General features: G+C 38.7%; 12 protein-coding genes, 1 tRNA gene and 1 pseudogene. 13 read left to right on the top strand and 1 reads right to left on the bottom strand.

Features of this window, described 5'->3' with window-relative positions; all coding sequences use genetic code 11:
- From R1Y93_RS03880 to R1Y93_RS03920, 9 genes are all read left to right on the top strand, one after another.
- Positions 1–1608 (top strand): glycoside hydrolase family 13 protein (locus R1Y93_RS03880; RefSeq protein ID WP_500821696.1); only part of this gene is annotated, 1608 nt, incomplete at its 5' end.
- The gene (locus R1Y93_RS03885) at positions 1592–2842 is read left to right on the top strand and encodes an extracellular solute-binding protein (protein WP_500821697.1); all 1251 of its coding nucleotides are present in this window, start codon (positions 1592–1594) and stop codon (positions 2840–2842) included. The genes R1Y93_RS03880 and R1Y93_RS03885, both read left to right, overlap by 17 nt.
- A 34-nt stretch (positions 2843–2876) precedes the next feature.
- Complete coding sequence (locus R1Y93_RS03890; protein WP_158420384.1) at positions 2877–3761, top strand: carbohydrate ABC transporter permease; 885 nt, start codon at positions 2877–2879, stop codon at positions 3759–3761.
- A gap of 13 nt (positions 3762–3774) precedes the next feature.
- Positions 3775–4620, top strand: coding sequence for a carbohydrate ABC transporter permease (locus R1Y93_RS03895; protein WP_158420383.1), 846 nt, complete (start codon positions 3775–3777; stop codon positions 4618–4620).
- Positions 4621–4862: 242 nt separating this feature from the next.
- A complete protein-coding gene (locus tag R1Y93_RS03900) occupies positions 4863–5348 on the top strand; it encodes a hypothetical protein (protein ID WP_500821698.1) in 486 nt (161 codons plus the stop codon).
- Complete coding sequence (locus R1Y93_RS03905; RefSeq protein WP_500821699.1) at positions 5345–5578, top strand: hypothetical protein; 234 nt, start codon at positions 5345–5347, stop codon at positions 5576–5578. Before R1Y93_RS03900 ends, R1Y93_RS03905 begins: the two co-directional genes overlap by 4 nt.
- Complete coding sequence (locus tag R1Y93_RS03910) at positions 5517–5906, top strand: DUF3841 domain-containing protein (RefSeq protein WP_500821700.1); 390 nt, start codon at positions 5517–5519, stop codon at positions 5904–5906. The genes R1Y93_RS03905 and R1Y93_RS03910 overlap by 62 nt, the downstream gene beginning before the upstream one ends.
- Positions 5907–6431: 525 nt before the next feature.
- Positions 6432–7058: a DUF5052 family protein gene (locus tag R1Y93_RS03915; RefSeq protein WP_500821701.1), complete on the top strand. Its 627-nt coding sequence runs from the start codon at positions 6432–6434 to the stop codon at positions 7056–7058.
- A 325-nt stretch (positions 7059–7383) separates the two neighbouring features.
- Positions 7384–7442: transfer RNA gene (locus tag R1Y93_RS03920), tRNA-Arg, on the top strand.
- 4 nt (positions 7443–7446) lie between these two features.
- On the opposite strand, the pseudogene R1Y93_RS03925 reads toward R1Y93_RS03920, so the two are convergent.
- Positions 7447–7602: pseudogene (locus tag R1Y93_RS03925) on the bottom strand (transposase); the annotation flags it as partial.
- A 246-nt stretch (positions 7603–7848) separates the two neighbouring features.
- Between R1Y93_RS03925 and R1Y93_RS03930 the strand changes: the two are divergent.
- The 4 genes from R1Y93_RS03930 to R1Y93_RS03945 all read left to right on the top strand — a co-directional run.
- The gene (locus R1Y93_RS03930) at positions 7849–8049 is read left to right on the top strand and encodes a hypothetical protein (protein WP_500821702.1); all 201 of its coding nucleotides are present in this window, start codon (positions 7849–7851) and stop codon (positions 8047–8049) included.
- Positions 8050–8510: 461 nt separating this feature from the next.
- Entirely contained in the window at positions 8511–9104 is a 594-nt protein-coding gene (locus R1Y93_RS03935; protein ID WP_500821703.1) for a hypothetical protein, read from the top strand.
- A gap of 2 nt (positions 9105–9106) precedes the next feature.
- Entirely contained in the window at positions 9107–9637 is a 531-nt protein-coding gene (locus tag R1Y93_RS03940) for a hypothetical protein (protein ID WP_500821704.1), read from the top strand.
- A gap of 1038 nt (positions 9638–10675) precedes the next feature.
- Positions 10676–11016 (top strand): IS110 family transposase (locus tag R1Y93_RS03945; protein WP_500821705.1); only part of this gene is annotated, 341 nt, incomplete at its 3' end.

Here is an 11016-nt window from a genome sequence, read left to right on the forward strand (position 1 = left end):
ACAGCTGAAGTGATTACAACAGATACGTTAAGATATTTGAAATATTATTTCAGGTTGATTGACAACACAGGAAAGCTTTATTTTCTAAATGCATGGGACACCAGTGAAGCTGAACCCAGAGATGGTTTTTATGAATTTCTCTATGCAAATGAAACTAATGTTTTAAAAATCCCTGAATGGGCGAAAGGTGTGATTTACTATCAGATTTTTCCGGAACGCTTTGCTGACGGGAATCCTTCTAATAATCCTCCCGAATGCCAGGAATGGGGAACTGCTCCCAATAGAGAGAATTATATGGGCGGAGATCTGGAAGGCATCTTGGAAAAATTGGAATACCTGGATTCTCTTGGAGTAGAATGCCTGTATCTGACTCCTATATTTAAAGGAGATTTTAATCACAAATATGCTACAACGGATTATCTGGAGATAGATCCTTCGTTTGGAACAAAGGAAACATTCCTGGAACTGGTTGAGACCTGTCATAAATATGGGTTAAAAATCATTCTTGATGGAGTATTCAATCACTGTGGCATTCATTTTGCTCCGTTTCAGGATGTGATTGAAAAACAGGAATTATCACGATATTGCGACTGGTTTTATATCAAGAAATTTCCTGTAGAAGTATCTGAAACCGATGCGGTTTATGAATGTGTTGGAGATTATGGGTACATGCCCAAATTGAATACAGCGAATCCGGAAGTGCAGTCATATATTTATAATGTGATGGTCTTTTGGCTGAACGAATATCATATCGATGGATGGCGCCTGGATGTAGCTGATGAAATTGATCCCTCTTTGTGGGCAAGAATCAGATACAGAATTAAATCAGCGTATCCGGATTGTCTCCTTTTGGGAGAAACATGGGGAGATGGTTTTTCATTGCTGGATGGAAAATCTGTAGATAGTATCATGAATTATGTATTTCGGGATAGTATGAGAGATTTTTTTGCCAGGGGCAGTATTGACGCAAAAATGTTTAATCACAGGATATGCCAGATGCGTTCTCATTATCCGGAAGAAATCAGACAAGCACTTTTCCAGCCATTAGACAGCCATGATACGGAACGGTTTTTGTGGAACTGTCAAGGTGATATTCGCCGATTGAAACTGGCCGCTTTGTTCCAGATGTGTTTTCCAGGAGCTCCAAGCATCTATTATGGTGATGAAATTGGCTTAAATGGTGATAATGATCCTGATTGTAGAAGATGCATGGAATGGAAAACAGAAAAACAAAACACGGAAGTATTATCCTTTTATAAAAAAATAATTAGTATCCGAAAATCATATTCCTGCCTACGAACAGGAAACATTATACCACTTGTATGTAAAAAAATGATATATGGGTATTTATGTCAGTCAGAAAATCAGCAGATTTACGTTCTTATGAATGGGACAGAAGAGGAATATGAGGTGCTGCTTCCTGTTCTGGAAATTGCCAGGTATAAGAATCTTTTGACTGGCGAAAGTTATGAGGCAGAAAAGCTGGTAAACACAAAATATTTTAATGAAGACATGATTCCCTGCCAGGGAAGTATAAAATTATCTTTGAAAGCATTTGAAGGTATCGTATTGAAAACAGGAGGAATGAAAGATGAGAAAAAGCAGTAAATTATTCGCTATTTTATCAACAGCAATGTTTGTGACAGCATTGGGCACAGCACCCTGTTATGCAGATGAGGTTACCATTAATTTCTGGCATCATTATAGTGAGCAGTCTGCTGAAAACGAGACATTGAATAATGTTTTGATTCCTGAGTTTGAAAAAGAAAATCCTGATATTAAGGTAAATGCAGTTTCCCATGAATGGTCAGACCTTCATGAAAAGATTCTGATCAGTGCCAAATCTGAAACACTTCCCGATGTAGCACGCCTTGACAGTGCTTGGGTACCTGAGTTTGAAAAAATGGGAATTTTAGTACCTCTAAACCAGGAAATGGATGATTATCAGGAAGTTGCAGACGGTCTTCTGGAAAGTGCCATGAGTACTGCGCAAATTGGGCAGGATACATATGGACTTGCTTTAAATACAAATACGAAAATATTGTTCTATAATGTAAAAGCTTTTGAAGATGCCGGCCTTTTGGCACCAACCACTATGGATGAATTTATAGAAGATTGCAAGAAGCTGGCAGGCGAAAATGAAAACGGTCAGCAAATCTGGGGCTATGATGAACCTGCTTTGGCTGGGTGGAATTTATGCCCGTTTATCTGGAGTATGGGTGGTTCCATAACCAATGAAGACCAGACTAAAGCCACCGGATATTTAAACAGCACAGAAACCGTCAACGCAATCCAGACACTGGCTGATCTGTATAAAGAGGGTGCTATCACCGGATGGAACAGTGGCGATATTCCAATGACTGACGGTTTTGGAACTGGAAGATATGCTATGATCATGGATGGTCCATGGAAAATCTCCGAAATGGAAGGCTCTTATCCGGATTTTGAATATGCTACAGCCCCAATGCCAGAAGGAGAGGGCGGTTCTCATTCCGTTCTTGGAGGCGAGGATATTTCCATGTTTAATACTGCAAACAAAGATGCTGCATGGAAATTCATGAAATTTATGACTGGGGAGTTTGCTCAGGAAGAAATGGCAAAATGCAGCCAGATTCCGGTAAATAAAGCTACTCTCGAAAGTGATACCGTAAAGAATGCAGATTTTGCACCATTTATCGAAGCCATTAAATCTGCTGAATCCAGACCTACTGTATCCTGCTGGTCTGAAATCGACAGTGAACTTGCAACTGCTGTAAGTGCTGTTATGAACGAAGAGAAGAGTGCACAGGATGCCATGGATGAACTGGCAGAAAAAGTAGACGATTTATTAGCAGAAGAATAAAAGAACAGACTCTTAAGTTAACGGGAGGGATCGTATGAAAACAAAGAAAAGCCAGAATATCCAGATTGGATTTCTTCTCCTTCCAGGTATTTTGATTTTTGGATTCTTTACCATTTATCCAATCGTAAAGTTATTTATCACCAGCTTTTTCAAATGGGATTTTGGCTCTATGTTTGATCAGGAGTTCATCGGATTTGCCAATTATAAAGAGGTATTAACAGATTCATATTTTCACCTGGCATTTTCCAATTCTATTGTGTATACGCTGATAACAGTACCTGCACAAATGATACTGGGACTTCTGATCGCCATGCTCATAAACAATATTAATAAATTTTCTATTAGTTATCGAGTGGCATATTACCTTCCCGTTATCACCTCCTGGGTAATTGCATCCTTAGTGTTTAAATATGTTTTTAACACCGAAGGACTGTTAAACTATTTTCTCACCAAAGTAATACATCTGACCAGCGGAAACATCCATTGGCTGGACAGTCGATGGGGCGGCATGAGTGTTGCAATGCTATTGGGAACCTGGAAAGGAATTGGCTGGAATATGGTAGTATTTTTAGCTGCTTTGCAGACGGTTCCAAGGGACTTATATGAATCTGCAGCATTAGATGGTGCAGGAAGCATTGCTAAATTTTTCTATGTAACGATTCCGTCCATAAAAGGAACGATTCTGTTTGCACTTGTAATGCTCACCATTGGTGGCTTTAATGTATTTACATCTATCAAAATGATTACAGATGGAAATCCAGGGCATAAGACAGAAAGTGTATTAACCTGGATGTACTATAAAGCTTTCAGCACAGGTGAATTTGGTTACTCCGCAGCGCTTTCCTTTATTATTGCAGTAGTATTGGGAATATTGGCAATTGTTCAATTTCGGATGATGGACCACAGCAAACTTGATTAGGGGGTGTGGGAGTTTGAAAATATCCAAGAAAGCGGCTTATAAAGGAATCATATACCTGATTCTCACTCTGGGGCTTATCATTGTTGTTCTTCCAATGATTTATATGCTGAGTACTGCGTTGAAGCCAAATGGTGCATTATATGAATATCCTCCCAGATTTTTTCCAAAAATAAAAGAAATTACTTTGGAAAATTTCCAGTACATTTTACGACAGAAAAAATTTGGAAACAATTTTATTAACAGTATTTTTGTTTCCACTGTAACAGTTGCCATAGCGGCCGTCGTTGCCGCAGCAATGGCATTCTGTATTGCCAGGTTCAGATTTCCGGGACGTAAGTTTTTATTCACATTCATCATGTTAACCATGATCATACCTGGAACTACTTTAATCGTTCCTCAGTATGAGTTAGCTGTTAAATTGAAGGTGATCAATAAGTTATCTGGATTGATTCCGTTTTATGTTGCATGGGTTATTCCATATTCTACATTTATGATAAAAGGATTTGTAGAGAATATTCCCAGAGAGTTAGACGAAGCGACCTATATAGACGGAGGAAGCGTATTTACTGTTTTTTTTCAGATTATTCTTCCATTAACTAAACCAGGAATTGCTTCCGTATCCATTTTTAATTTCCTTACCGCATGGGAAGAGTTTCCCTGGGCAAATACGGTCATCAATGATGACCTGAAAAGAACCTTACCCATTGCTATTTCAGGATTTTTCGGACAGCATCAGTTTACACAGTGGGGATATGTTTTTGCTCTTTCTGTGCTGAGCTTAATTCCAATACTTGTAGTTTTTATTTCCTGTCAGAGATTCTTTATTGAAGGATTAACTGCGGGAAGTGTAAAAGGTTAATATACATATTTACAGAAAATCGGGTAGAAAGCCATTAACAGCAGACTTTCTGCTCGATTTTTTTTATTTTTGTGCCCATGGTGGAATTGGAAAAAGCACTGGATTTAAGCTCCGGTTCAAAATACAAGATGATTTTTCAGCTTCAAAGAAGTTTCCTACATTGTATTGTAAATGGCAGTCTATAAATGATAGAAATATAAGAAAAATGATATTCATTCACCTGGCTCAGTAGGAGGACTATTATGCAGGAAAGAGAAAAACTACCAGTAACAGCATGGCTTTCAACAGTATTTATCGGGATATATACCCTGCTCCTTGCCATAGCAGGAGCAGGATTCGTTGCATTTCTGTTCTATGCAAAACATATCACAACAGCTGGGACACAAATGGTTTCCAAAGCAGAAGCGATGTCTGATTATATCAGCGGTTATATAGTCCTCCCAGGTGCTTTTACCACTTTGCTTGGCTGTCTCACCGGAGTAATGGCAATTCTTCTCGCAGCCGCAATTTTCGTCCTGTTCCTGGCCTGCACGGTTACTTTGGTTATGTCCTGCTCTCTGCTCAAAAAAAGAAAACTGGAGCCAGATGCTAGGATGAAACTGATTGTTTTCCTTATTCTTTCAGTTCTTTCCTGGATTATTTTCCAGAATGCCTGGATATCTGTTGTTATAGCAATACCAGCGGTTCTTGGTATTATGACCCTTTCAGGAAGGAAGGATGCAGAATGAAACTTTGGACAACCATGCCAAAAGAAGTATATGTAAATACCGTCCTTAAGAATGGCGTATATATCTGTGATCCATCGAAGTGTGATATGCTCTTGGATGACACAGAGGATAAGCAATTTGGGCGGGCCTATGCCTGGATGGAAGCATATATGGCAGAAAAAAATCGGGATGGCACCGGCCAAGGGCATCCATCCAGTATGGGCATGGTACAAACTGCGTGGCCGGCATAAAAAGCCGGATCTGAGGTGGACTGAATTCAGATGGTATAAAGAACCAATGGTCCTGCTCGAATTAGAAGTTCCTGACGATAAAGCAGTATTATCAGATGAAGAAAAATGGACCTGTGCCCAGCTTAATGATTCTGCCTGGTGTGATACAGAGAAAGAGTTAGACTGGTATTATGATGATCCAGATGCTACACCAAGGGAACGAGAAGTATTCAAAAAGAAATCCTGGTACCGAATTTTCGATATTGAGAATTCTGAAAACGTGCAGGCTACTTTCTGGATCCTCCCAAAAGAAAACATCAAGAAAATGTGGGAATATAACAAAAAATAACAGAAACAGAAAAGTCTTGCATTATGCTTCTTTTGCGTCCTAAACTTCATCCATATCCAGCACAGGATAGGCGGTCTTCACGTAGAAGAAATTTGTCTTGCACCGGATATTCCCACTTTCGTCTGTAAAAAAACGGCATACGTAATTACGCATTTAAAAGTTTTTTCTAAGATGGCTGCAGATCTCAGGGTTGACTTTGAATGTTCTCATATGTATGTCCTCCCATATTTCATAAATTTGTATCGTACTTAATATGTCATTCTGAAAAATTCCTACGAAAAATTTCTTATGAAAATCAGCCAGGAAACTTTCCGGAATGTCTGTGAACGGGCATACTGCGAGATGTTAACCACTAACTATACCCTGCAGGTAACAGAAGAGGAGTCTGCAAACTTGTTATATATAAGCAGTTTGTTGCAGTTTACAGGCAGGTGCGGCTGTGAGATAATAAATAAAAAGAACATTCCTGTATTATTTGAATATGTAGGAATGGAAGAGTGGCTTTGATCCACGGAAAGGAAACGAATGCAAAAGAAAAGAAAAGTTATGCTCCTGCTGCCGGCAATCCTGGTATTTCTGTTGACAGGATGTGCAAAGTTTGGATCCATTATCAATGACATCCATGGCTCTCTGGTTGGAAACAATTATACTGTGTACACTTATGACAATTATGGGAACCAGACACTGAAAACGTCGGGGAAGAAAATCAGCATTACCGGGAATAAAATCGAGACAACCAGCTATGACAGCGATGGAAAGGCAGTAACCGGATATGACCTGTCCTCTGTGCTCACCATTACCATTGATGGAAAAGAAATCGAGAGCTGTGGGGACACTTGTGTTTTCGTGCAGAAGGGACTTGAACCGGAAGTCGATTTCTCTCTGGATGAAATTTACAGCAATGGAGGAAACGGCATTATCGATAACGCAGCACTGGCAAGGGTATTAAACCAGTACAAGAACGATTTTGGAAAGTCCAGAGTGGTAGTGATTAAATCCCAGCTTGGACAGCCGATTGCGGCTTTTTCCGGAAATGATGTTTATTGGGAAATTCCGGACGACCTACCGAAAATGACCAAGTTGATGGTAGACGGAAAAGCACTGTACATACACCGGGCGAATTACCAGATCATTGACAAAGATCTGCTTTAAGGAAAAATTTATGGGTAAAATAAAAGAAAAATGAGTTATTTATCCTCACGCAAAAACCGATACTTTTTGTTATCAAGTTTTTCATAAAAATTTGGTTTTATTCGTCATGGGAAAATAAATAACACTGTGCAAAATGGATAGTTTCTCTCAAAAGAAAATCTTTCAGCCGTTTGTTGTGTTTTTCATGACAGGCGGCATTTTTTGTGCCCGTGGCGGAACTGGAAGACGCACCGGATTTAAGCTCCGGTTCATTATGAGTGTGGGTTCAAGTCCCACCCTGCCGACTCAACTGTATTCCATGTGAAAAGACTCACAATACTCCCGTAACTCAGTGGATAGAGTACACGATTACGAACCGTGGGGGCAAGAGTTCGAATCCTCCTCTCGATTGATCGATCCCCTCAAAATACTGGTAAATTCGTTCTTCCAATTTCTGCTTAGTATTGACACGAATTCCATGTAACATTTGCTTGGTCATCTTGCTGAAGAAACTTTCAATCATGTTTAGCCAAGATTTATGTTTAGGCGTGAATACAAATTTAATTAAAAGTTCAGAAATAGTACAAATGTAAGGATCCTGATGCACCGGGCTTCTTTTTTTTGCGATTAAAGTACTTATCTGACAGCATATGGTATTTGACTACAGAATATGTTATGTTTAGAAAACAAGTCTTTTCTGTAAAAACAGACAATCTTCCGGAAATATCACATATTAATAATAGATTGTTCAAAAGAGGGCGGTTTTACAAAAAAGCAAATATTATGAGTAAGAGGAGGAGAAGCAGTGTTTTTGGAGAAACTTATAGGAAGCATTATCGCTTTATGGGGAATCGTAGTTTTGTATGGTGCATTTAAAAAAGCAACGATATGTAAAAAGGGACAGATAGCTTCCGGGACAACGTTAACAGTGGGAGGGATAGCAGTCCTTCTTTCAGAGATCATGAATACCCCATCCGAGCCTAATTACGGTGTAGTTAAAGCTCGGATCTAATAGTAATTCTTTATTCAAACCTGCATTGATTATAGTCGGAATCGGAGTGGTAGTTCGTATTTATAATCTGATCTGCAAAAATAAGATAATAACAGCAGAGACACAGGAAAAAAATAAAAAAGAAGAATTTTACAAAGAATGCCTCAAATCTGATATCAAACAATGCAAAAATGAAAAAGAAGTACAAAAAGCTAAATTGATAGCTGAAAAACATGGGATTAAATATTCGGATATCTCAGAACTGTATTCCGAAGCGAAAGTACTGGTTAAAAAGAAAGAACAAAAAGAGTTGGATGATTCTTTAATAGCTAAAAGGGAAGAAGAAAGAGCAGAGCAGAAAACTCTTGTGAAATATGAGGGCATGACTGGAAGAGAAAAGAGGATTGCCATGCTTACTGCTGAAAGGGCTGCACTTTTGCAAACCGCAGATACCCTTAAAAGTGGAGCAAAAGCTGTGATGAATGCTTCCGCAACAAAAAGAAAAAGATTGGGCAATTCATGGAGGCATTGCAAATGGAATAGCCGGTCCTGCTGCCGGAGCAGCAACGGCACTTAATATCCAGGCGCAAAATGCACAGATAAGGGCTCAGAACAAGGCAAACCTGCAGGCTTTTTCCCCTCTGATCACGAATTCTTATATGGGAGCCGTTTCTTATGAAAGCCAGGCGAGAGGAGTTGCAGCATCTATTGATAGTGCCAAGACAAAACTGATGGCAAAAGACGATGTGCAGACTTGTCTGAAAAGACTTGTTTTTACAGAGACTGAAGTTGACGTATCAGAAACCGGAACCTGTACCGTGACCACAAAAGTTGCTCTTACTGAACCGTTTACAATATTTGAGGATGTAAAAGCGGTTATCGATGGAACAATAATTGCAAAGATCTATGATAAGGAAACGCTGGTTGGAACTGCTGCTCTTGTACTACCTTCCAAAGGAATCGGTTATTACCATGATCCTTACCCGTTAAAGGGAATGTGCCTTTATTGCGGAAAAAAAGACAGAAACTACCGGGTAGAATTTGCAGCTGTTGATTTATGGGCTATGGAGATGTGATTATGGAGAAAAATAAGAAGTGTAATATAGCAGGGATTTTGTTTACTCTGCTTTTAATATATGAGACATATAGTTATGTGATGTTTCTAAAAATGCTTTTTAAATTTGATATAGAGAGGGCATGGGGGCTGTTATACTTCCGTTCTTATTCAGACGGGAGTGAATGTGTGATGCTTATAGGGAAACTAGGTGCAATACTTTCACTTATAATCATGATCAATGCTTCGTTCAGGTTGACAAAGGCTGGAATCGGGATTCGAAAGAAAACAGCTATCGTATATTTTTTTGCCCAGTTCAGCATGTGGTCAGTTACTTTTAGTCTTACCACATATCATTTTATCTTAAATAGTTGGACTATGAGAGCTTTTCTATATAACGTGTGGAACTTTGGAATGGTCTATATCTGTGTGATCGTATATCTGATTGCATATTGTTTATACCGGAGCGGAAATAAGAAACAGCAAGCAGTCGCTCCGGACATGCACAGTGAGAAATGGAAAGTAGACTATTACAAAAAATCTGCTGGATCATAAAGTAATAACACAAATAGAATATCAGTCCATGGTTGAAAAAGTCAAGACTTTGGACAGCTAATGTAATGAAAGGCCGCCGGAAGAATCCGGCGGTTTTTTATGATCATTAACGGAATAGTGGTGTGGTGGTCATGACAGTGCCCATCTAATTAAGGTACGCCGAAAGACTGTATTTTCTGTGTTGATATCAGATTATAAAATCATATCTTGAAACTCTTTTTTTGGCATGTTATTATACTGTCGTGCTGTGTTTTAGAAAATAACATGAGAAAAGGAATATGCAAAGTTCTCAGAAAACTATACAGAAGAAAGAGGAAATTAAATTGCCAACAGAGAAACTAACCCAGAATACCAGTTCGAATACAGATATGGGTAATCTATGGGTCAAAACAGCTTCAGAGAAGCATGAAACCCGCATAAACACTGGGGTTACAACTTATCTTTAATAGGCAGAAGGAAAAACATCAAAATGCCATCTGATGCTATTGGAAAGTGATGAGGTTAATCTCAAAAGGAAATTAAAACGTGGTACAGATATGGGTCAAAAAACAACATTTTAAGAAGATGAAAAAACACAGCTCAACTCTAAAAATGATAATTTCAAAAATATAAGTACATAATTTCTATTACATATCAGCGTCAAATGGTATCAACCGATACCGAGTATTCGTAAAAATGTGGTCAAGACATGATCCTGAAAACAACCTTTTCATTTTGTAAAAAAATCCATTTTTCTCATATATTATGACGTCAGAAGCTTTATATAAGCTTCTTTTTTAGTACCATATAAGTGTAAGAGATAAAGTATATCATTAGTGCTTTATCTTCTGCACTTATTTTTTTATGATAAGGAAGTAATTGGTCTGGCGAGCTGCTTTTGGGATTAACCACATCCGTCATAAAAACCGTCAACCCACCCCTTATTATAAGCGGTCGTTTAAGCAGGTTGAAACCCGCAAGGTGCTTTCGTGTAACGAACTAAAATGAGTGGTAATAAGTGTGGATGGGACAATTACAAATTTTTTTAGGAGGTTACAGATGATAAGTGTAGGAATTGATGTATCAAAAGAAAAAAGTACTATATGTATCTTGAAGCCGTATGGGGAGATTGTGAGCAAACCTTTTGAAGTTTGTCATACAGAGAAAGAATTATCAGAATTAACGTCTATGCTTCTGCGTTTAAATGATGATGTTCGTGTAGTAATGGAAGCTACCGGGATCTACCATCTGCCGGTATTATGCTATTTGCAAGAGAAAGGGGTGTTTGTGGCAGTGGTCAATCCATTTGAAATGAAGGAATACCGTTGTCAGGGATTGAGGCGTGTGAAAACAGATAAGCAAGATGCCATTACAATCTCCAACTATGGAATTGATCATTG

It is taken from the genome of Blautia sp. HA3515, from assembly GCF_059933065.1.

Excerpts from the sequence above, each read along its gene's own strand:
- R1Y93_RS03900 (WP_500821698.1), top strand. The coding sequence starts at position 4,863 with ATGCAGGAAAGAGAAAAACTACCAGTAACAGCATGGCTTTCAACAGTA.
- R1Y93_RS03890 (WP_158420384.1), top strand. The coding sequence starts at position 2,877 with ATGAAAACAAAGAAAAGCCAGAATATCCAGATTGGATTTCTTCTCCTT.
- R1Y93_RS03935 (WP_500821703.1), top strand. The coding sequence starts at position 8,511 with ATGCTTCCGCAACAAAAAGAAAAAGATTGGGCAATTCATGGAGGCATT.
- R1Y93_RS03910 (WP_500821700.1), top strand. The coding sequence starts at position 5,517 with ATGGCACCGGCCAAGGGCATCCATCCAGTATGGGCATGGTACAAACTG.
- R1Y93_RS03905 (WP_500821699.1), top strand. The coding sequence starts at position 5,345 with ATGAAACTTTGGACAACCATGCCAAAAGAAGTATATGTAAATACCGTC.
- R1Y93_RS03940 (WP_500821704.1), top strand. The coding sequence starts at position 9,107 with ATGGAGAAAAATAAGAAGTGTAATATAGCAGGGATTTTGTTTACTCTG.
- R1Y93_RS03915 (WP_500821701.1), top strand. The coding sequence starts at position 6,432 with ATGCAAAAGAAAAGAAAAGTTATGCTCCTGCTGCCGGCAATCCTGGTA.
- R1Y93_RS03885 (WP_500821697.1), top strand. The coding sequence starts at position 1,592 with ATGAGAAAAAGCAGTAAATTATTCGCTATTTTATCAACAGCAATGTTT.